The following is a 20976-nucleotide window of genomic DNA, read 5'->3' as shown; positions in this document are numbered from 1 at the left end:
GACTACCAGATTTGAAAGTCGAGCTCTAAATTTTTAATTCTAGTATTAGGTATTTGGCGTCCATGGGACAGAGACTTAACTTTTTCAACTACGTAAGACTGTAATTCTAATAGCATTATTTTACCATCTTGATTTAAATCTGCAGTGCGGTTTTTTAAACCATTTAGTAAACAGTAAGTAAATAGGCCGTTTTTCCATTCCTCACTTTCCATAGCAAATTCTGCGCCGCCAGCAGATGAGATTACAGTAGCTCCGGTGCCTTTTCGAAGGTCATTGAATAATTCAGACGACAAACGACCCGGGCTAGCATCGGTAGAATTGTCTCCAATTTGAGGGCCAACTGAACGGAATGAAATGTCGTTGTTGTTTTCTGATGATTCATTTTCAGAAAAAAATATTTCTTCTTTATCAACCTCACCACTGTGGCATGTATCCATAATTAAGATTTTTTTATTTGCATTTATGCCGTCAATAATTTGTTCGAGTTTTTCATAAGCAAGACCAGCTTTTTCAGGGGCATTAAAATCAATATTAAATGTGCCAAAATAATAATCGAAATTAGCATCCAAGACACCATGACCAGCTACAAATACTACAACTACGTCATTTGCTTTGGCTTGAGATAAGAACGATTTCAATTCCAAAACGTTTTTATTGGTTACAGCTTCGTTTGTAAGTGTTTGGGTTATTATTTTATTATAAATTCCACTTGTGTTTTGTGAGAACAGGGTAGCTAGATCATTGGCATCTTTTACCGGATAATTCAAATCATATCGGTCGTCTTGATAATCTGAGGTGCCTATAGTCACTAAATATAAATCACGTGTCGGTAATGGCCCTTCTTTTTCTACGTAAAATGTTTGTATTAAACTTTCATAACCATTACTGTTTTGACAAGCTATTTGAATTTTATTTAAGCCATGCACTAAAGGAATTGAAGATTGAATTTTTTTAAAATTACCCGAAACCATTTGCCCTTTTTTACCATAAAAAGGAACATTGTTTACCCAAATATTATAATTCGATAAATTGTTGCGATCCTCGATTTGAAACTCTAATTGAAGTTTTTCTTTACTGGTAATAGCAGGAATAGCGGCGAGATTGGTTATTTTGGTTGTAGGGATGTCCTCTAACTTAATTGTTTTAGTTGGATGAATGCCTAACTTTTTAATTCGTTTTTGGTAAGCCTTTTCGTACAGTTGAATTAAATCATCATCCTGACAACCCATGTTTTTGAGTACTAGATCTGGTCGATTAAAAATGGCATCAAACTGTTCAAAAGGATAGGCCCTATTCCCAATCCTAAAGGTGACTAAATCATATCCTTCTTTTGATACTTTGTAATAATTGTTGACCGTTTTAAAAATATAATTATCGCCATCAGCAACTAATAGCACCTCTTCTTTACCTGTTTTTGGATTGATGAGTCGAAATTGTCCATTCGTAAATGTAATACCAACCATACCATTTGGGTTTATAGAAATATTAGTAATTTGATTTGGCTGTACGTGAATACTTTCAACGACACTTCCATTGATTACATTCTCAAAATAAACCAGGTTATCTTTTATGGTAATGGCATAGTTTTCCGGTTGATCAATAGGGGCAGAATAACCGTCAATTTTTAGTGAAGTAGTAGAAAATAGGTCAAAGTTTTTTGTTCTGTATTTGCGCAAGCCAAGCATCGTTTTTACAATCATAAATTGGCCATCTTTCGTGAAATTCACAAAAGGACTTTCCACATAACCTAAATTATCAGGTAAGCTATTTTCAAAAATCAAATCCCAATTAGTTGTATTAAAAACGAAGGTTTTACCAGTGTTAAAACAAACCGCAAATAAAGTTCCATCAGGGCTGAATGCCATTGAGTTTGCTTCGTATAAATATTTGAAATTTCCAGTGGGTGCAGGTGTGCTTAATTTTCGTAGAAATTTTTTTGTTGACAGGTCAATAATTGAAACTGCCGAATCCCCACTTCCAATGACAACGAGAAATTTTTCATCAGGCGATGTTTGAATTTGATTTATAGAGATTTGATACGAAAATAATGGCTGTAAATAATTTGGTCGGCTTTCTTTGAGGTCATATAATCGAATCTCATCTTGTTCTAATTTAGTGATTAGATAACTTCCTTTTTTACTAAAACGAATCAAATCTCTTTCTTTAAACATGCGTTTGGCTATTCCCAGGCCAATTTCTTTACCTTTTCCATTGCCTGCACCTTTTAAAGCGCTCAAGTCACCTTCGCTTACCCGTTCAACAACACGTCTAAACTTATTTACCTTACTCAAAGTAATATTTTCGGTATTTGGTTTGCGCATTCCCGCTAACTCTCGTTTCGGTTCTTGCAATTCAATTTCACCATATTTTTCGGCAAGGTTAAAGTCCCAAAATGTAAGCTTACGATCTTTACCTAAAGTTGCCAGTTTATTTTGTTCTGGATGGAAATCAAAGGCGTATATGGGATTTACTTTGCCTTCCAGTGTTCTGTACAATGTACCTCGGGTTAAATCCCAAATATGAATGACATTTTTTGAATCTATAGAATTTGTAAATGGTATTGATCGATAACCCGAGGTAGCCATAGTACTCCCATCAGGACTGATTTTTATGGCTTTAATTGGAGCTTGATTGGGGTTTGAATCGCCATCATGAGAATACTCCTTCAATAATTCACCATTTAAATTCCAGACTTTTATCATACTGTTTTGTCCTACAGTTACTAATTTTTCTGAGGATGGATTGATGTCAATTGCTGAAATGGGTAAGATTGAAGCATTAATCGACCTGATTTCATTTAGGTTATCCGGCGATAATAATTGGATTTTCCCATTCGTTGAGGCAACAATTAATGCTTGATTCTGCGGATGAACATCAATTCCAATTATAGAAAAACGGCTGACTTGTTTAGTTTGTAGGTTTTCACTTTTGCTTATCGAATAAATGTGTAGGTTCCCTTTTTTGTCACCAATTATAATCTGATCTTTATGCTGTTTAATTCTTGTGAAATGTTCGTTAGCTGAATAAAGCGGTTTAAATTTTTGTAGTTTCTCGGATTCCCAATAAATTAATTGACCGTCATCACTTACGCCAAACATGGCATTATCCTTACTGGCATCTATTGAAAACTCTCTAATGGGAGCCTCCATACTTATTGAATCTTTTATCTGCCAAGAGATTAAATCCCATAAAATGATCTTGTTATCCTTGGACGAACTAATTAAAGTTGTACCGTCTTTATTAAAGGACAAAGCAGTAGTTTCACCGTCATGTCCGTCTAGTTTACCAATGATTTTACCAGAATTTAAATCCCATATTTTTATGGAATATTCGGATTCCGATCCGCATGCCAATAAGCTACCATCCGGGCTATAGGTTAAAGAAGTTATCAATCCTTGGATTTTTTGCTGAGTGATAATTTCAATTGAGCTATTTGTATCATTTTGACCGAATACAGTAAGCGTGTTACTGGAATACAAAAAAGATAAAATTAATATGGACCAAATTACTTTCATGACAAATAAAGAATGGTACTAGTAATTATTATATTACGTTATGAATTTATAAAAAGCGGGTAGCCAATACAAAACTAATCAATCTAATAAGTTAATGCATTGAAAAAATGAAAAGTAACTCAAGGAATTAAAACTTTATTCCCAAAAATTAGTTGATCATTTTTACGGTATATTTCCTGAATAAATGTTAGTTTTTCTTTTGTTTGATGAAAATAGAGAGCGGTATCATTTCTTCTTAAATCCATTATGTCGCTCATATAATCGTAATTTAACGCTGGTGTTGTCGTGTAACAATGATTAGCATAAAAGACATATTGGGGAGTTACAGGGATATTTGAAAAATACGCCCAATTTGGATAATCATAATTCCGCATGATTTTTGCAATCTCCAAATGGTTTTTAAAACTTGCAGACGTTTTATGTTGCGTTGTAAAGCGCTGAATAGAAAATGAAACGCAGAAAACGGCTAAAATTATTAGTGTAATTTTAAAATGATTTGGTTGTATAATATGTTTTTCATTGATTTTATTAATCAAAATACCAGCAATAAAAAGAAAAAACACCGCTGTTTTTAATCCGCCAAATGAATGCATGACATTGAAATTATAAAAGAGCAAATAGTGCATCAAGATTGAAATCGTAAAGGCAAAGAAAATTTTCTCTCCATAATTAATAATGAGTAATTTGTTTTTGCTAACCGTTGTAATCATAAAATAAGCAAAAAATACGATTAATGTAAATACCCATAAGTACCTAAATTGTCCGTCAAATAAGTTAATCATGTACTCGAAACTATCAGAGTTGTGTAAGTTAAACTGTTGAGATGAGTCTTGTATTTGACCATGACCACTGCGTTCAATAAATTTACGTCGCGATTGTTCGAAAAATTCCTTCCATCCAGCGATGCTGCTGTATTGTATAAGCGTAAGACCAATTGCTAATGCAGTTGATAAACCAGCTCCTATAAACGCGAATAAATAGCGTTTTTTTTTCTCCTTGTACGCAATAAAAGCAGATGTTATGCCTAGTATAAAACCTGAAAAAACCCCTAACCATTCGGTGTAACTTGCTAAGAATATGAATAGGCATAAGAAAAATAAGTTCCAGTTATCAAGATTTTTCCAAAATCGAACTGCAAAAATGAGCGTCAGTAAGAAAAGGGGTATAACCATTATGTCAACAAAAAATAAATGTCCATGAATCCACATAAATCCATCCATAAGAAGGTATAAACAGGCCGTTATTATACCACCAAAATTAAAGTGGTTTTTATTTTTGTTATTTTGAAGAAGCTGTATTAGGTAAAGTAGGAGCAAAGCAGAGACTAGATGTAAAATCAAACCTATTGTCCGGGTGTTTTGAATGTTTTGTCCACCTAGAAATTTGTTTCCATAATAAAGAAAATAAAAGGATAGTGGAGGGTAAGAAACATAATATACATCACCGTTTTCAGCAAATACGCCACCCAGATAATCTCTGTAGTTATTCCCTTTCCCTGGTTTTGTGTAAACCGGGTTAAAATTATATGCTAAAGGACCACCGTGATCAGCCCAAATTTGGGTTGTGATTAGGGCATGAGCGGTAATCCACTCTTGATCTCCCAATGGTTGTTCGCGATAATCATTTCGAATGAAAATACTAATGACAAAAACAAACAATAAAATAACATGTCCCAACCAACGATATGTCCAATTATTTTTCGTTTGCATGGGTAAAATTTAATCCGCTAGCAGTAATTGTAGATTTTTCTTGATATGTTTCATAATCGGTGTTAATTTTCCATAGATTATGATTCTTTTGAGAAATTATATTTTCAGCCGCCAAAATACCCATTAAAATACTATGATCTTGATTGTTATATTTAAATGAACCATAACGACCAATTACCGTTAAGTTGTGAATTGTGGAGAGGTGGCTTTCAACTTTGGAGAGTGATTCTTTATATCCCGTCTTATAAACTGGATAACATTTTGGGAGGCGAATGACGTGACCATCACTTATTGAAAGGTTTTTAATTAATCCTGTTTGGTGCAATTCATTTTTTGCGAGTGAGATAATTTCATCCTCAGATGCTAGCCAAAGTTCATCATCATTATAACTCCAATATTCAACAGCAACAATAGTGGATTTTGCTGCACAGTTAATTTCCGGAACCCAATTACTGAAGTTGGTAATTCTGCCCATTTTTAAATTTTTAGCATGAATATACACCCAATTATCTGGAAAAATATTTTGACCATCAATCTTTAAATAAACTAAAGTAGTATTTCTAAATTTCAACTCTTTTGCTGCGAGCTTGACGGTTTGAGGTACTTCACTGAGGTTTTCTACTAAATGCGTGATTGGCATTGTTGAAACGATATGATCAAATTCTAAGGTTTCACCATTATTCAACTCAATGCGATTGGCTTTATTATTGGCAGTAATGACCGATTTTACTGGACAATTTAAATAAACCTTGTTATTGGCATTTTCAATTGAACTTTTCATGCGCTCGTAAACCATACCTGTACCTTCTATGGGATATGCGAATTGATCAACTAGCGTTTTATGCTTCGGATTTTGTGATGAAAATAAAGCATTTTTTAAGGCTTCATAAAGCGATAGTTTTTTTATACGTTGCGCCGCAAAATCTTCATCTAAATCTTGACAAGATATACCCCAAAGTTTTTCGCTATACGTCTTAAAAAAAATTTCATAAAGTCTTCTTCCAAATCGTTGAATGACCCATGTTTCGAATGACCCATCTTTCGTGGTTGGAAAAATTTTTTCCTTTAAATAACTTCCAACACATAACGTAGCTTGACCAATTCCAAGTTTTTTAAGCGCATCAAATGCGCGTAAAGGGTAATGGTAGAATTTATTTTGATAATAAATTCTGGTTAAACGATCGACCATGCGATAATCTTTACCAACTACTTCAAGCCATAGTGAATTTACGCGGGCATCATCACTGAAAAATCGATGAGGTCCTAAGTCAACTTTTTGATTCCATAACGGAATTGTTTTGGATAACCCACCTACACTAGAAGAGGCTTCGAATACGGTTACATTAAAACCTGCTTTTGTCAGTTCATAAGCAGCCGTTATTCCTGCTGGTCCCGCTCCTATTATGGCTATTTTAGTATTTCTCAAAGTGTATTATTCGAATGGTTATTGTCGGTACGGTCTGAGGTCATAGATAAATATTTTGTTTGTATCGGCAATAGGATAGTCCTTAAAATCTTGAATGTAAATTGAATCCCTAACTTTGAATTCGCGCTCATTTACAATTAAAAAATCAGCGCCTTTAGCCATTAAAGAGTCAATTGGCATTAACCCACTATAAGTTTGATAGCCTGACCAACCTTTTCGTTTCATTAGGCTAAGGGCAAAACTTGGAGATTTATCGGAAAATGCAATGACTAAATCGTCTTTTTCTATACCATTTCGACTCAAAAAGCTATCTGTACCTTCATAGTTCTCAAAAAAGTATTTACCATTTAAAAAATCGTCTCCCCTGCGATGTTGCATTCGATTGAAGGTGTTTTCTAAAGCAATCATAAATAAACCAAAAACAAGTATAGAAATAACATTGATCACTGTGGTTGATTTAATTGTTTGCGACAGATGATAAATGAATTTCCCCAAGGTTAGTGGAAGAAAAAAAAGTGTAGGATAAATATAGTAATCGTGATGTTCGAACATGTTAAAAAACAACATATAGAAAGCGATACATCCTAAAAAAGAAAAAAGGTAAAAAATATTGATTAAGAGAGTTTTTTTGGTCCACCAAGCTAAATTGATAATTATTAGAATAAGGAAAGTGATTTGAAAGTCAGGATGTAAATAATCAGCTAACCAATGAACTCGAATTGCTTCTAATGTGATTAAATTTTCCGTAGCTGAAAATTCCCAAAATGCTCTAGTATTTGATAGGAAATAATCGCTATTAACGGCCTTGTTATAAAGGTTTACATATAAAAACCATCCTATAGTGGCTAAAACGGGAACTAGATAACTCAACTTAAATTTAACAGAGCTAATTTTTAAAAACAGTTGATTAAAAAGAATAGTGAGCAGAATTGCTAAGTAAGGAATGAGAAAGAATGGTTTCATCATTCCTGCAATAGCAATAAAAATAAGGCTACCGATGAGGGATTTGTTTTTTTGATTTTGTGTGTGTCTTAGCAATAACCACATGCCAACGAAAAGAAAGTACATCGCAGCAGGGTCTGGTAAAAAGTCAATCGAGTAAATAGTATAGATCGGACTTATAAAAAATGAAAGTGCTATAATTAGACTAAACAACCAATGTTTTAAATAGTGTTGGGATATCTGAAACAAAGAAAATAATCCGACCATTAAAAGTACAATCCAGTTGATTTTAGCGATAATTTCGTGAGGTCCAAATAGTGTTTGTTGAAAGGCTATTAAATAGTAAAAGAGAGGGAATTCGGCTAAAGCTTTACCTCCAGAATTAAGTTGGTTATAATAGATAGAATGATCAAAAAAATTCAGCCCATTATAATAGTAATTTGTGATTTGCGCGTAGGTATCGCTTTTTCTCCAATAATGAAAACCTATTATTCGATCTTTGATGTGTCTATTAATTTCTAAATGAACAAATAGCAACCAAACTCCGGAAACAAACAATAAAAATTGGATCCAGACATTCGATAAAATAGTTTTAAGGTGTTTTATTTTATCGAGCATTGGAAAGAATTAATTTATAGGAATTAAAGCACCATTTCGGGTACATTGTCAGGTACCACTAGTTCACCTTCAGTAGCATCAATAATCTCTTGTACACTTACACCTGGAGCACGTTCAACTAGATGAAATTTACCTTCTTCTATTTTAATTACGGCCAAGTTGGTAACAACTCGAGTAACACATCCCACACCAGTTAGCGGTAATGTACATTCTTTTAAAAGTTTAGATTCACCTTTTTTGTTTGTATGCATCATCGCCACGATAATGTTTTGGGCAGAGGCAACTAAATCCATCGCACCTCCCATTCCTTTAACCATTTTGCCAGGAATTTTCCAATTTGCAATATCTCCATTTTGAGCAACTTCCATGGCACCTAGAACTGTGAGTTGAACGTGTTGTCCTCGAATCATAGCAAAAGATGTTGCAGAGTCAAATATTACGCCACCATCCATGACTGTAACAGTTTGTTTGCCAGCATTAATTAAATCCGCATCTTCCTCGCCCTCTATTGGAAATGGCCCCATGCCTAATAATCCATTCTCTGATTGAAATTCAACTTCAATTCCTTCAGGAATATAATTGGCAACTAAGGTAGGAATGCCAATTCCTAAATTTACATACCATCCATCTTGTAATTCTTGAGCAATTCGTTTTGCAATTCCAATTTTATCTAATGCCATAGTCTTTAGTATTGATTTGGAAAATCTCTTTTCAGTTGATAAAGATAACACTTTCCGTTAGGAATAGAATAGGAAGTTTTATCAATGTTCCAAATGTAAAATTTTAATGTTTTAGCTTTTTCAGGAATATAATGAAGTAAAGTGCCTTGCAAAAGGTTGTTTTCATCCCCATTCCAGTTTTTACGAAGCCAGTCTAATGCAATATACTCGTTATATAATGAATTGCCTTCTTCATCAAATATTCCAGCTGATAACCAAGAAACAAAGGGTTTGGATTGTGCGTTTAAGGTCAATTCTGCTCCAAGATATAGTGTCTCGTTTTGGAGTGAATCAATTTCAATTTCAAATATATTAAAATACTCGTCATTGATGAAACCTGTTGTTGATTTTGCCTGCTCAGTAAAAATGAGTTTTTTGTCTAGTTTTTTCTTACGTTCAAATAAGGTTAAATCTACTTTAGGGTCGTTAAAGACGGGTTTGTAGTATTCTAAAAGAAGTGGATTATCAACTTTACCATCGCGAATTAATTGAAAGTCGGCATCCAAGTTTATATGGTAATTGGTGTGAATTTTTCCGTATTGCCCTCCACGTAAAGCAGATTGATAGTACCAGCAAAATTCCTGTGTTTTATACCCGCCAATTGTTGTGGGAAATTTAAAATCAGTTGGTTGAGATATGAAATACTCAAAAAGTTCAGGTGCAGTTCGTTCTTGACGGGAAAATATAGGTTCGCTTGGGTTTATTTGCGATGTAAATTGAATGGGGAAGTAAATTAAAACAATCCCAATAACACCAATGACGTTCTTTTTGTGAGTCAATTGATTAAGTAAGAAAACACAAGTTGGAATGAAAAGAAAATAAAGGTACATTGCAGCTCTGTCCTCAGGGAAATTCACACCCATACCATAAGAAAGGAACAAGATTGAAAATACAGCAGTTACTAGTAAGAAAGGAAAATAACCAACTGGCTTTTTTATTACATCACATGATTTGTTTGCAATGATTTGATAAATTAGGTAAATACCAGATATGCAAAATAAGGTTGTTAGAAGGATAGCAATAAATAGATTGTATCCTCCCAAGAAAAAATGACTTAAAGAAGAAACTGTGAAGTCATAAAATCCAGTGTCACCACCGTAATATAAGGCTCCACGACCTTTGAGTGCAAAGGAAAATTTGATTAAATATAAAAATGGTGACGCGAAGAGTAATAAGATGGCTAGTTCTTTAAGAACACTTAATTTGGAAGTTTTAAAATTTTCTATGATCCTATAAAAACCTATGAGCGCAATGGTGATTAAAGAAGGAATGATAAGCGTGAGGTTAGCGGAAGTTGCCAGGAAGAGAACAAGTAATAATAAGGCCAAAGAATTTTTATTGCCAACCTTCTGAAGTCGGATAAAAAGATGAATAGCAAGAAGGAACAAAGCAATTGACAGTCCATAACCTCTACATTCTGCTAAATATTCTAAGAGATAAGGGGGAGTTGTTAAAGCGAGTAACATGCCCCATCTCAAAATACTACTCTTAAGATTATCTGAAAGTTTAAATGCGGCAAAAAAGAGCAAGGCAAATGACAAAACATTTGGTAATCGTAAGGCAATTGGTGACATGCCAAATAGTTTATACGAAAGAGAGCCTAAGAAGGAGTTTAAAACATGATTATTCGCATCCCAATGAGCATATGGCGGCAAGTAAACATCCGTTTGGATATAATAATAAAAAGTAGCCAATTCATCGTGTAGTACGGGTAAATAGATGGCTTTTATAAATAAATAAATCCAGAGAAAACCAAACAACCCTAGCGCAATCCACTTCTCAACTCGCGTAAAATGGTTTGTATTAAATAGGTTTAAAATTTGCATGAGCGCATTGACATAATGGCTTATGACTTCGGTCTTGTCGTGCGTTGCTCGATTCTTTTTTCGAATCGTTCTCCTTTAAATACACGTTGAACAAAAATTCCTGGTGTATGAATAAAATTAGGATCTAATTCACCTGCAGGCACAATTTCTTCAACCTCGGCAATCGTAATTTTTCCCGCCATCGCCATCATTGGGTTAAAGTTACGGGCCGTTGCTTTGTAAATAAGGTTGCCTGCCGTATCCGCTTTCCATGCTTTTACAATCGCAAAATCTGCTTCTAATGCAGATTCTAAGATGTGGGGTTTTCCATTAAAAATTTTCACTTCTTTACCTTCTGCAACTTCAGTTCCAAAACCGGCTGGGGTATAAAATGCTGGGATGCCAGCTCCGCCAGCACGACACCGTTCGGCTAATGAACCCTGAGGAATTAAATCAACTTCCAATTCTCCACTTAACATTTGTCGCTCAAATTCGTCATTTTCACCGACATACGATGAAATCATTTTTTTGATTTGTTTTTTTTGTAAAAGTAAACCTAATCCAAAATCATCAACACCGGCGTTGTTTGAAATGCAAGTTAAATCTTTGATGCCCATATCAACAAGCTTTTGAATGCTGTTTTCAGGAATACCACATAAACCAAATCCGCCTAACATTATTGTTACACCGTCTTTAATACCAACTAAGGCTTCGTTTACATCTTTTACTATTTTATTCATATCAATACGTATTATAATTCTGGTCCTACTTCTTCTATTGTGCAGTTGAATTTACTCATGTCGTAATTTGGAGGAGCCTCAAAGTCTTTTGTGGAGAGATTGATGGATTTGTCTTTATAAACTTGTTGCATATAGTATCCATAAATCGGAAGGGCCATTCTTGCTCCTTGTCCCCAAGGATAACTTCTAAAATGGATGTCTTTATCATCCGCTCCTACCCAAACACCGGTAACAAGTTCGGGTGTCAATCCCATAAACCAACCATCAGATGCTCCGTTTGTTGTACCTGTTTTACCTGCTGTTGGATATTTAATTCCACCCCAAGGCTGACTGCTTCTTAAAGAACTACTTGTAGCGTAATATTTATTGTTTTGATGAATATTAGGAGCTCCGTTCACAGCACCTTTCATCATGTTAATCATTGTATACGCTAATTCTTCTGGCATTGCTTCACGGATGTCGTATTCTAAATCTATAATAACGTTACCGTTTCTATCTTCAACACGCATCACGTAAATTGGTTTGATGTATACGCCTTTGTTCGCAAAAGTACTTTGTGCACCGACCATATTGTAAAGTGATACATCCATTGGACCTAGACACATAGCTGGAACAACATCTTCAATTCTTAAATTTATACCAACTTCTTTTAACATTTTATTCATGGTTGTAGGACCAGCCAATGCTCCCATGTCTTTCATTATTGCTACAGTTATATTGTTTAATGATCCTGCCAAAGCACTTTTCGTTGTAATTAAATCTCCAGTGTTTTTTGTTCCAGTTTGTGGACACCAAGACTCATCTCTAGTTGCACTTACCGGTACGTCTATACAATACTCCATGTCGATATAAGCCTTACATGGATCAATCTTTCCTAGACTAATAGCAGCAGCATATACAAAAGGTTTGATGGTCGATCCAACTTGTCTTTTAGCTTGTTTAACATGGTCAAAAGCAAAATGATTAAAGTTTGGACCGCCAACCCAGGCTTTAACAAAACCTGTTTTCGGGTCCATGGACATAACACCTGCCTGTAAAATGGATTTATAATACTTAATGGAATCCATGGGAGTCATAATCGTATCAAAATCGCCTTTGTAGCTAAAGACTTTCATCTTAACAGGTGTGTTAAAGGATTTGTCTATTTCTGCTTCGCTAGCACCTGCCTGATTTAGTCGATAATACCGGTCTGAAGCTTTTACTGCTCGATTCATAATCGCAGCTATTTGTTCTTCATCAATTTCATTTCCAAATGGCGGTCTTTTGTTCTTTGCATTATTCTTGTCAAACTGCTCTTGTAACGTCGACTCCATGTGTTCTTGAACTGCATGCTCAGCATAGGTTTGCATGCGGGAATCAATGGTAGTATAAATTCTCAAACCATCACGATAGATATTATATGGAGTGCCATCTGCTTTTTGGTACTTATAGGTGCCATCGTCATTGGTTTCTTTAAAACGATCGGTTAATTCTTTTCTTAAAATTTCTCGAAAATGGGGAGCTAAACCTTCTTTATGATCAACAATTTGATAGTCAACTTCTATTGGTAGATTTTTTAACGAATCGTATTGAGCTTCATCAATTTTCACTAATAAAGATTCGTTCCCTTTTTTACTGTTTTTGTACCATTGGTGTAACACTGTATTTCTTCGGTTGTAGGCTCTTGTGCTATCCAATTCATATTGACGTCTTCCATCTTCATCATCGTCGTAATCTTTATATTGAAACTTTAGCGGGTTAAACATTCCAGGGTTTTTACACATCCCAACAAGCATGGCAGCTTCTTCCATTTTTAAATCTTCCGGTCTTTTGTTGAAATAAACTTGCGATGCTGACGAAATTCCTACTGCGTTGAAAAGAAAATCGAAATTGTTCAAGTACATGGTTATAATTTCCTCTTTTGTATAATGAGTTTCTAGACGAACAGCGAGAATGTTTTCACCAAATTTTTGTTTAAGTCTTCCCCATTTATTTCGTGCAACCCCTCCATTCATCGTATCACTTGCTGTATATAAAAGCTTCGCTAATTGTTGTGAGATGGTACTGGCCCCTCCACCATCTTGACCTAGAGCAGCTTTCGATAGAGCACGACCAATTCCTTCTGCATCTACTCCAGCATGTTTGTAAAATCGTTCGTCTTCAGTAGCAATTAAAGCTGAAATTACATAAGGTGAAATTCGATTATAATCAACACTTTTTCTATTTACACTCCAAAAACGGCCCATTTCTTTGCCGTCAGAAGTATAAATTATAGAGGCTTGCTTATCTGGAGGGCTCGCCAATTCTTCGTAAGAAGGTATTCCTGGTCTCGCCTGATTGAGCATAAAAAGGATAAAGAATAGTGGGATAAATGCAGCTAACCATACAATTAAAAGTATAATTCTACGGGTTCGTTTTGCTAATACTACTTTTTCTGTTTTTTTCTTATTCATTGCCATCTCAAAGCGATAAAATTAAGAAATTAAATGGGGAATTTCGGTATGGCTGGTCTAGAATGAATAAAAACTTATTATTTATTCTTATTTCTTTTGAATTCTCGTATTTTCAATGATTATTTGAAAAAAATATTCTGCTGTTTTTTTCATCGATAAGAACCTATTTTTTATAGAATTAATAGTTTTGACCAAATTAAATAAAGTGTAATGGATAATTTTTCGGATTTTTTTAATCGTACCTATTATGGCAACACGGTACAAGAATATTTTATTGCTTTTGGAATAATATTGGGTGCAATTTTAGCAGGAAAATTAGTGTATTGGATTTCAAAGCGTTTTATTTCAAAATTAACAGCGAAGTCTAAATCTAAATTAGATGATATTATTGTTGATAAGGTGGAAGAACCGGTTGTGTTTGGATTGGTTTTAGGTACATCTTGGTGGGCAATAAACACTCAACTTACCAATGCAGGAGTATTTTTTGATCATGTTTTCGGCTTTTTAATTGTAATCAATATCACATGGTTAATTGCTCGTTTATCAGATGCTTTAATTGAGGAGTATGTGGTGCCAATGACTGAAAAAACTGAATCTGATTTGGATGACCAATTGCTTCCAATTTTTCGCAAAGGCTTGCGAATAATAATTTGGGTTCTTGGAATTATTGTAGGTTTAAATAATGCGGGTTATGATGTCGGAGCAGTGATTGCAGGTCTAGGTATTGGAGGTTTAGCATTTGCTTTAGCCGCGCAAGATACTGTGAAAAATTTCTTTGGTGGAATAATGATCTTTGCGGACAAGCCTTTTTCGATTGGTGATAGAATACAGATTGGTTCGATTGATGGAATTGTAAAGGAAATCGGTATTCGATCAACGCGTATTGAGACATTGGCAGGTAGAATAGTAACTGTGCCAAACTCTATGTTTTCTGACGATGCAGTAGAGAATGTAGATAAGGAACCTAACAGGAAAATTGTGTTAAATATTGGTTTAACTTATGATACAAGCGCGGAGCAAATGGAAAGGGCAATCGCAATTTTAAAAGAAATCGTTCAAGAAAATCAAACGATATTAGATGAAAAGGTGTTAACCAGTTTTAATGCTTTTGGAGATTTTTCGCTTGGAATTCTATTCGTTTATTATATCCGTAAAGAAGCGGATATATTAGAGTCACAAACGATCGTTAATTTGGCAATCTTAAAAAAGTTTGGTGCGGCAGGTTTGGATATGGCATTTCCTACCCAAACCCTTTATCACCAATCGATTAATCCATAGTTTTTAACTGATTCATTTTACCCATAAATAAGATTGTTTCAGTAGAATCTTCTTGGATAAAATAGTAGAACGGTTTGTCTATTCTCATTTCCATAACTGGGTTGGGTATGTGTATGGCAGAGGTCGTTCTTACCATCCCGATAACTGTTGCAGCGGCAGCTTCTGTTCCTTCTTCGTTTACAATTATTTTAGCCTTGTGTAATGCCGTACCAATTTTCAGGTCCTTTTGTGTACGCATTCTACCGAAATTGGCGCGATCACTAAAGGCAGAGCCTAATCCTAATTTGATGAGTTGATTTTTTAGCTCAAAAGTTTTAGTTTCGAACGTAAATCGAGGTAAATGTAACTTAACCTCTTGATTGTATGAGTTTAGTTTTAGTCTTTGATACGTTTTTTTGTCGAGTTTATGATTTTTCATCTTGCTCGGCAGTATTATAATCATAGAAGTCTTGCCGTCGGCATAGGGTATTCTGATGATTTGTTCTCTTTCATTCTCATAGGCCATGTACATTCCTCGATTAAACATTAAAGGTGTTTTAGATGTACTACCATCTAAATTGGTAAATTCTTCTTCTTTTGTTACGTCTTTATCGAATGGTTTTTTCCAAGATTGTTTAAAGTAAATAGCGTTTACTATGGCTAAAGTAAATGCTTTGACATCGGCTGGTGTTACCATCTTACTTATCATTCCGTTAGTCGCTTCTTTAATCCAGTTGTTAATCTTTTTTGCACTTTCGTCGGGGTGATTTAGAAAATCTGTATGACCTATAATGGCGTTGTGTTTTTTGGATACGCTATTAATATATTTGTCCAATATTTTGTAACCTGTTTGTATCCAAACGGCATTATTAATCTCAGCGTATTTTTTTAATTCATTAAGCTGTAAGATGAAATCATCATTCGTTTCAGAAAAGCCGAATGTTTTTTGAAATGCTTTTTTTGTTTCTCCTTCTGAACCTTCGTAAGCTATTGAAAAAGCCGCTAATATGCTGGTTGGTGAGAAAAGGATATTATCATCTTGTTCAAATTGATTAAAAAAGTGGAATGCAAAGTCGTTTTGTGAAATCGAGAAAAAAGGAGTTAAGCTTAATAACATTGTAATCAAAGTGTGTCGTATCATAATTTAGTGTTTGGCATTCGGTACAATGCTCTTCTGTTAAAGTTCATTTATTAGATGCAAGACTGTAAATAATTCCATAATTAGAGCAAAAAAAAAACGCTCGGTTTTGCCGAGCGTTTTTTGTAAGGAATTTAATTTATTATTTTTTTTTGCCGTTTTTAATGAACTGTTCAATTGCCATGGTCATGCTCGGTGCTTGTGGCTGTGGGGCATGAATGTCAAGACGCAAATTGTTCTGCTTTACGGCGTTTGCTGTCGTTGGTCCAAAAGCAGCAATTTTAGTTGTGTTTTGCTTAAATTCTGGAAAGTTTTTCAATAAAGATTCGATTCCAGATGGGCTAAAGAATACTAAAACGTCGTACTTTACATCTTCAAGATCTGACAAATCAGAAGCAACTGTTCGGTAAAGAACAGCTTTTTGAAAATTAATTTTATTCTCTTCTAATGTGTCTGGAATATTAGCTCTGAGAATATCAGAACATGGGAGTAAAAATTTTTCGTTTTTATGCTTTTTTAATACGTCGACAAGATCGCCAATTCTTTGACGACCGAAAAATATTTTTCTTTTTCTATAGACAACATATTTCTGCAGATAATAAGCAACTGCTTCTGACATACAGAAATATTTCATTGCATCAGGAACTTTGAATCTTGTTTCTTCAGCTATTCTAAAAAAGTGGTCAACTGCAGTTTTACTTGTTAAAATAACAGCTGTGCATTTGGCTAAATCTACTTTTTGCTCTCTAAATTCACGCGTAGATACTCCTTCTACATTTATGAAAGGGCGAAAATCGATTTTAAGTTTATATTTTTCCGCTAAATCGAAGTACGGAGATTTCTCACTTTCGGGTTTTGGTTGAGAAACTAGAATTGTTTTTACACTCATAAATCCTTCCTCTATTTTAATTTAATATCTCGCTATCTTGGAGAATCACTCGAAATCCGACCAGTAATGGTATTATTTCGAGCGTGCAAAGATACAAAATAATATAGAAAATAGAAATATTATATTGTATGGCGCGAACCAAACTTTGTAATTCCCTTACTGTTATGAGTAGCGCAACGATTATCGTAAGCACAATTAATAATAAATTAACATAACTAGCAGGGATATAGTGTGTAAAGATTAGGATAGGAGTTAAAATAATACCTCCAACCTGAAAGAAAATGAAGTGATTAAGAAAGTGTTCTTGTAGACCTATACGCGTATTTGTAAGGATTACAGTTAAACGAATTATGAGGAGTTTGACGATGGCAGACGCAAGTAAAATGAGGGCGATGGAGTATATCCAAGTGTTTTCAAGTTGCGTTGTTGCCATCCAAATTATTACCGATACAGCATTAATATAGGTGAGATTTAACAGGATAGCAGGAAGACGTTTAAAATTCAACTCTTCTCTCAAGTTGTTTATCAGCTGTCGATTGTGAAGTGCCGTGTCAAAAAGGGCATTTATATATCCTGGGGTTGTGGTTCGAACAATTGCAATAATAATTAGATTGAGTCCCATCAAGACCCAAAAAGCAAGGTTGAAATTATCCGTAATCGGCATAGCGTCCCCAACTTTATCAACATATTGTATAATATTTTCGCTGTTCACACCGCTAAATTAATGTAAAATTGCTTGAATAAAATTTAAGTTTATACGTTTAGAGCAAATCTTGTTAAATTTTTTACTTTTGCGATAGATTAGAAATTAAGAATTATGGCGACGGATTTATATACACATCCTGATTATTTTAACATGGACGATTTGCTATCTGAAGAGCACAAACTCGTACGTGAAACAACTCGTTCTTGGGTTAAACAAAATGTATCTCCAATTATCGAAGATTATTACGAACGTGCTGCTTTTCCAGAACATTTGGTAAAACAACTTGGTGAAATCGGTGCTTTTGGACCTTATATCCCAGAGACTTATGGTGGTCCAGGTTTAGATCAAATTTCATACGGTCTAATTATGCAAGAACTAGAGCGATGTGATTCTGGTTTACGTTCTACTTCTTCCGTTCAAAGTTCGTTGGTAATGTATCCAATTTGGAAGTACGGAAATGAGGATCAAAGACAAAAATACCTTCCAAAACTTGCTACAGGTGAGTTTTTAGGTTGTTTCGGTTTAACTGAACCTGATCATGGATCTAATCCGGGAGGTATGATTTCGAATTTTAAAGACATGGGTGATCATTACTTGCTAAACGGTGCGAAAATGTGGATTTCGAATGCACCAAAAGCGGATATCGCTGTGGTTTGGGCAAAAAATGAGGAAGGTCGTATTCATGGTTTGATTGTAGAAAAGGGAATGGAAGGTTTTTCTGCACCAGAAATGAAAGGAAAACATTCTCTAAGAGCATCGATTACTGGAGAATTAATTTTCGATAATGTAAAAGTTCCAAAAGAAAATTTATTGCCAAACAAAAGTGGTTTAGGTGCTCCTCTTGGCTGCTTAGATTCTGCTCGATTCGGTATTGCGTGGGGTGCTCTTGGTTCTGCTATGGATTGTTATGATCAAGCTTTGAGATATTCAAAAGAACGTACGCAGTTTAACGTGCCAATTGGTGCATTCCAATTAACACAAAAGAAATTGGCTGAAATGATCACGGAAATCACAAAAGCACAGTTGTTGACTTTTAGATTGGGACAGCTTAGAAATGAAGGTAAAGCAACTTCAGCTCAAATTTCTATGGCGAAAAGGAATAATGTTGAAATCGCGCTAAAAATTGCTAGAGAGGCAAGACAAATATTAGGCGGAATGGGGATTACTAATGAGTATTCTGTAATGAGACATATGGCCAATTTGGAGTCAGTTGTAACTTATGAAGGAACTCATGATATCCATTTACTTATAACTGGAATGGATGTGACTGGAATTCCAGCATTCACAAGAGAAATGCCAAATAAATAATTGGATTACGATAAAAAAGTGAGCCGCTGCCGTAGGTAGCGGCTTTTTTATGCCTTAAAAAATGGTCTTAAAGTTAATTCAAAGCAAGATAGTGTTAAGCGAATAAATCGCTTAATTAGTTTTTGATGTTTTACAAGTCGAACGAAGTGAGGTGAGTTCTTGTAGTAGAGAAGAATGAATTTTTTACCCCACCTTCTTTTCGAAAGGTATTGATCTCTAAAAGCTCTAAAGGTTTGAACTTTAGGGTGGTCGTATGACTCATAGGCCATGGTGGCGATGTAGCACGCCTCTTCAACCGCATCTTCTGCAGCATTATTCAAGGCTTTAATCATAAGTTGGAAAAGTACATAGGCCAAAACACCTGCTAGAATTACTAAAACAAAAATTACAATAAATAAGGTGGTGATTGTTTTGTCGTTTTTATTTTCTTCTTCATCATCTTTTCTTGTGCGAATTTCATGTTTTCGTTCTACGACTTTCTTAAATTCAACCTTTTGTAGTTCAAGAGGAATATTGTCAACGATATGTTTTGAAGATAGGGTTTGGTGAGTTTTATGATCTTCTTTTAAAATTGAAAAATCACTAGAGTTTTTTTCATTATTCGTTAAGTTAAAACTGTCTACACTAGGGTTTTCTGTTTTTGAATGTATGGGGATCAGGTGGTCAGTTTTGGATTGCGTATATGACTCTTTTTTAATGACTTTGTTTTTACCGTAAAATTGATTAGGGTTGTTTATTCTGTGAGAAAAATTTACGCAAGAAATCAGTAACGCGCAAAATAGTGAAATGTAGGCAAGTTGTAATCCTTTCATAAAAAGTTAATTTTAAGAAAGATAACTAAAAAAAAGAGTAGTCAGATTCGCAGGTCAATCAGAATTCAAGATTCACCTCATATCCCGTATGTTTTCGAATGTTTAAGACCCGGTCTTTATCTAAAATGAGGTATTGTCCCTTTATACCTAAAAGTTTACCTTCAATAATTGGTTGTTTATCAAATCCTACGCTCTTAACTTTTTCGGGAAACTTTTCGACAGGGTAATTGATGGAGGTGATTTCATCATCTTCAATCATGTATTGGGATAAATCATTTGGTAGCATTTCTTCAATTTGCCACTTTTCTTCTTCTAAGTCGTAGTCTGCTATTTCATTCTTAAGCATTCTCCGCCAATTGGTTTTATCCGAGAATTCATTTTTCAGAGCAACTTCGATTTCACCAGCCAATTGACGGTAAGGTGTTTCTGCTACTTTTATTGCAAAAGATGCGCCTTGATCAATCCAGCGGGTAGGAACCTGTGTGGCGCGAGTTACGCCGACCTTTAATCCGGATGCTACTGCGAGGTATACAATGTGGGGCTGAACGTGATTGGCCTCTTCCCATGCTAAATCTCTTCCTTTGCCTAAATGACCCTCGCAGAGTTCTGGATTAATTATACAAGGACTAGATTCTGGTGCATTCATAAAGCAATCATAGCAAAATCCTTGAGCAAATATTTTTCGTTCATTTTTACAAGCCGAGCAAACCGTTTTCCCTGTGAACGTTAGTTTAATTTCGCTGTTGATCAAATCATTCATAACGATTTTTTGGTCACTATCTTCTAGGGTGTATTTTACGAATTGATCTAATTCGGTACGCATTTTTTTTAGCAGCATAATTTCTTTTATTCTAATACAGTGTTCTCTTGTTTTAGTAATCATTTAAACAAGCAGCATTTGTCAATTATTCTTCGGTTAATGCCAAAAATAACAAATAAATGAAGGCTTTATTTTCTGTG

15 protein-coding genes are annotated in these 20976 nt (G+C 34.7%); 2 read left to right on the top strand and 13 right to left on the bottom strand.

Going from position 1 to position 20976, the window contains the following annotated elements; genetic code table 11:
- Window positions 1–2: 2 nt before the first annotated feature.
- The 8 genes from A8143_RS05760 to A8143_RS05725 form a co-directional block, all read right to left on the bottom strand.
- Window positions 3–3515 carry a caspase family protein gene (locus A8143_RS05760; protein ID WP_066756931.1) on the bottom strand — a complete coding sequence of 1171 codons (3513 nt, stop codon included), beginning with the start codon at window positions 3513–3515 and terminating at the stop codon, window positions 3–5.
- A gap of 119 nt (window positions 3516–3634) precedes the next feature.
- The gene (locus A8143_RS05755) at window positions 3635–5224 is read right to left on the bottom strand and encodes a hypothetical protein (RefSeq protein ID WP_066756928.1); all 1590 of its coding nucleotides are present in this window, start codon (window positions 5222–5224) and stop codon (window positions 3635–3637) included.
- Window positions 5208–6650, bottom strand: coding sequence for an FAD-dependent oxidoreductase (locus A8143_RS05750; RefSeq protein WP_066756924.1), 1443 nt, complete (start codon window positions 6648–6650; stop codon window positions 5208–5210). Before A8143_RS05750 ends, A8143_RS05755 begins: the two co-directional genes overlap by 17 nt.
- Before the next feature lie 18 nt (window positions 6651–6668).
- Complete coding sequence (locus tag A8143_RS05745; RefSeq protein WP_066756922.1) at window positions 6669–8210, bottom strand: ArnT family glycosyltransferase; 1542 nt, start codon at window positions 8208–8210, stop codon at window positions 6669–6671.
- 23 nt (window positions 8211–8233) lie between these two features.
- Entirely contained in the window at window positions 8234–8890 is a 657-nt protein-coding gene (locus A8143_RS05740; protein ID WP_066756919.1) for a 3-oxoacid CoA-transferase subunit B, read from the bottom strand.
- 5 nt (window positions 8891–8895) lie between these two features.
- Window positions 8896–10755, bottom strand: a complete 1860-nt coding sequence (locus A8143_RS05735) for a hypothetical protein (protein WP_066756917.1) — start codon at window positions 10753–10755, stop codon at window positions 8896–8898.
- Between the two features lie 20 nt (window positions 10756–10775).
- Window positions 10776–11474 carry a CoA transferase subunit A gene (locus tag A8143_RS05730; protein WP_066756907.1) on the bottom strand — a complete coding sequence of 233 codons (699 nt, stop codon included), beginning with the start codon at window positions 11472–11474 and terminating at the stop codon, window positions 10776–10778.
- Between the two features lie 11 nt (window positions 11475–11485).
- Window positions 11486–13906 carry a transglycosylase domain-containing protein gene (locus tag A8143_RS05725; protein WP_175437490.1) on the bottom strand — a complete coding sequence of 807 codons (2421 nt, stop codon included), beginning with the start codon at window positions 13904–13906 and terminating at the stop codon, window positions 11486–11488.
- A gap of 210 nt (window positions 13907–14116) precedes the next feature.
- On the opposite strand from A8143_RS05725, the gene A8143_RS05720 reads away from it, so the two are divergent.
- On the top strand, window positions 14117–15184 hold the full coding sequence (locus A8143_RS05720; RefSeq protein WP_066756903.1) for a mechanosensitive ion channel family protein: 1068 nt from the start codon (window positions 14117–14119) through the stop codon (window positions 15182–15184).
- Here the strand turns inward: A8143_RS05720 and A8143_RS05715 are convergent.
- The 3 genes from A8143_RS05715 to A8143_RS05705 form a co-directional block, all read right to left on the bottom strand.
- The gene (locus A8143_RS05715; RefSeq protein WP_083261237.1) at window positions 15174–16304 is read right to left on the bottom strand and encodes a serpin family protein; all 1131 of its coding nucleotides are present in this window, start codon (window positions 16302–16304) and stop codon (window positions 15174–15176) included. The two genes, A8143_RS05720 and A8143_RS05715, sit on opposite strands and share 11 nt — an antisense overlap.
- Before the next feature lie 139 nt (window positions 16305–16443).
- Window positions 16444–17190, bottom strand: a complete 747-nt coding sequence (locus tag A8143_RS05710; RefSeq protein WP_066756898.1) for a uroporphyrinogen-III synthase — start codon at window positions 17188–17190, stop codon at window positions 16444–16446.
- Between the two features lie 16 nt (window positions 17191–17206).
- A complete protein-coding gene (locus A8143_RS05705) occupies window positions 17207–17902 on the bottom strand; it encodes a DUF4271 domain-containing protein (RefSeq protein ID WP_066756895.1) in 696 nt (231 codons plus the stop codon).
- Window positions 17903–18007: 105 nt separating this feature from the next.
- On the opposite strand from A8143_RS05705, the gene A8143_RS05700 reads away from it, so the two are divergent.
- Window positions 18008–19204, top strand: a complete 1197-nt coding sequence (locus tag A8143_RS05700; RefSeq protein ID WP_066756893.1) for an acyl-CoA dehydrogenase family protein — start codon at window positions 18008–18010, stop codon at window positions 19202–19204.
- A gap of 47 nt (window positions 19205–19251) precedes the next feature.
- Here A8143_RS05700 and A8143_RS05695 read toward each other — a convergent pair whose 3' ends face one another.
- Both A8143_RS05695 and A8143_RS05690 read right to left on the bottom strand, forming a co-directional pair.
- The gene (locus A8143_RS05695) at window positions 19252–20016 is read right to left on the bottom strand and encodes a CFI-box-CTERM domain-containing protein (RefSeq protein WP_066756890.1); all 765 of its coding nucleotides are present in this window, start codon (window positions 20014–20016) and stop codon (window positions 19252–19254) included.
- Between the two features lie 58 nt (window positions 20017–20074).
- Window positions 20075–20839 carry a DUF2797 domain-containing protein gene (locus tag A8143_RS05690; protein ID WP_245676473.1) on the bottom strand — a complete coding sequence of 255 codons (765 nt, stop codon included), beginning with the start codon at window positions 20837–20839 and terminating at the stop codon, window positions 20075–20077.
- Window positions 20840–20976: the final 137 nt, after the last annotated feature.

This window comes from Crocinitomix algicola (genome assembly GCF_001661595.2).
GTDB lineage: Bacteria > Bacteroidota > Bacteroidia > Flavobacteriales_D > Crocinitomicaceae > Crocinitomix > Crocinitomix algicola.
This window is presented reverse-complemented; position numbering and strand designations above follow the sequence as displayed.

What these genes read in the sequence shown, in the direction of transcription:
- A8143_RS05700 (WP_066756893.1), top strand. Translation starts at nt 18,008, where the DNA reads ATGGCGACGGATTTATATACACATCCTGATTATTTTAACATGGACGAT.
- A8143_RS05730 (WP_066756907.1), bottom strand. Translation starts at nt 11,474, where the DNA reads ATGAATAAAATAGTAAAAGATGTAAACGAAGCCTTAGTTGGTATTAAA.
- A8143_RS05760 (WP_066756931.1), bottom strand. Translation starts at nt 3,515, where the DNA reads ATGAAAGTAATTTGGTCCATATTAATTTTATCTTTTTTGTATTCCAGT.
- A8143_RS05755 (WP_066756928.1), bottom strand. Translation starts at nt 5,224, where the DNA reads ATGCAAACGAAAAATAATTGGACATATCGTTGGTTGGGACATGTTATT.
- A8143_RS05740 (WP_066756919.1), bottom strand. Translation starts at nt 8,890, where the DNA reads ATGGCATTAGATAAAATTGGAATTGCAAAACGAATTGCTCAAGAATTA.
- A8143_RS05745 (WP_066756922.1), bottom strand. Translation starts at nt 8,210, where the DNA reads ATGCTCGATAAAATAAAACACCTTAAAACTATTTTATCGAATGTCTGG.
- A8143_RS05725 (WP_175437490.1), bottom strand. Translation starts at nt 13,906, where the DNA reads ATGAATAAGAAAAAAACAGAAAAAGTAGTATTAGCAAAACGAACCCGT.
- A8143_RS05720 (WP_066756903.1), top strand. Translation starts at nt 14,117, where the DNA reads ATGGATAATTTTTCGGATTTTTTTAATCGTACCTATTATGGCAACACG.
- A8143_RS05690 (WP_245676473.1), bottom strand. Translation starts at nt 20,839, where the DNA reads ATGCGTACCGAATTAGATCAATTCGTAAAATACACCCTAGAAGATAGT.
- A8143_RS05710 (WP_066756898.1), bottom strand. Translation starts at nt 17,190, where the DNA reads ATGAGTGTAAAAACAATTCTAGTTTCTCAACCAAAACCCGAAAGTGAG.
- A8143_RS05735 (WP_066756917.1), bottom strand. Translation starts at nt 10,755, where the DNA reads ATGCAAATTTTAAACCTATTTAATACAAACCATTTTACGCGAGTTGAG.
- A8143_RS05695 (WP_066756890.1), bottom strand. Translation starts at nt 20,016, where the DNA reads ATGAAAGGATTACAACTTGCCTACATTTCACTATTTTGCGCGTTACTG.
- A8143_RS05715 (WP_083261237.1), bottom strand. Translation starts at nt 16,304, where the DNA reads ATGATACGACACACTTTGATTACAATGTTATTAAGCTTAACTCCTTTT.